The sequence below is a fragment of the Riemerella anatipestifer genome, assembly GCF_009663465.1.
GTDB classification, from domain to species: Bacteria; Bacteroidota; Bacteroidia; order Flavobacteriales; family Weeksellaceae; genus Riemerella; species Riemerella anatipestifer_C.
Genome location: NZ_QXHU01000018.1, coordinates 1 through 902 on the forward strand (window position 1 = coordinate 1; position 902 = coordinate 902).

At 41.1% G+C, this 902-nt stretch carries 2 tRNA genes and 2 rRNA genes; all 4 read right to left on the reverse strand.

Annotated features, from left to right (window positions below):
• A 23S ribosomal RNA gene (locus D1003_RS10920) occupies positions 1–216 on the reverse strand; the annotation flags it as partial.
• A gap of 161 nt (positions 217–377) precedes the next feature.
• Positions 378–451, reverse strand: a tRNA-Ala gene (locus tag D1003_RS10925).
• Between the two features lie 92 nt (positions 452–543).
• Positions 544–617, reverse strand: a tRNA-Ile gene (locus tag D1003_RS10930).
• Between the two features lie 198 nt (positions 618–815).
• Positions 816–902: ribosomal RNA gene (locus D1003_RS10935) — 16S ribosomal RNA — on the reverse strand; the annotation flags it as partial.

The window sequence follows — 902 nt, forward strand, 5'->3', positions numbered from 1 at the left end:
CTCTTCGATTTCTTTTCCTCCGGGTACTTAGATGTTTCAGTTCTCCGGGTTTGCTCTGCTTACGCAGTAATACATCTTCAATGTATTGGGTTGCCCCATTCGGATATCTACGGATCAATTCGTGTGTGCCAATCCCCGTAGCTTTTCGCAGCTTACCACGTCCTTCGTCGCCTCTGAAAGCCTAGGCATCCGCCATACGCCCTTAACGATTTCTTTCCTAATATTTTTGGTTACTCAAGCACTTATAAGTGCTCGGTTTTCTCTTTGTGATGTCTTTTACCGTTAATGTCAATGTGCTTTACGCTTGCTAAATATTTAATGAACTGATGTTGTATTTGGCTCCATCTGTTACTTTTAAATTAAATATCTAACCCTTGTGGAGAATAAGGGAGTCGAACCCTTGACCTCCTGCGTGCAAGGCAGGCGCTCTAGCCAGCTGAGCTAATTCCCCCATTAGTGTAGATGTTAGATTTCAGATGTTAGATTTTAGACATTCAACTTTTTCTAAATTCTAACTTCTAGTATCCAACCTCTATCAATTAGTAGTCTCGGGCAGGCTCGAACTGCCGACCTCTACATTATCAGTGTAGCGCTCTAACCAGCTGAGCTACGAGACTGTCTTAGATGTCAGAGTTTAGATTGTTAGAATCTAGACTTACATCCTTATTTCTAACTCCCAACTTCTAGTTTCTAATCTCTTTCTTATCCCTGATACTAATCTTAGGGGTTATTCTTTTATATACCAACCAGTAAAAAAACCAAAGCTACTTTAAGTAAGCTCTCTTATTTTTGTTTATACTCCAAATGAGTCTCTAAAATGAGATGTTCCAGCCGCACCTTCCGGTACGGCTACCTTGTTACGACTTAGCCCTAGTTACTAGTTTTACCCTAGGCAGCTCCTG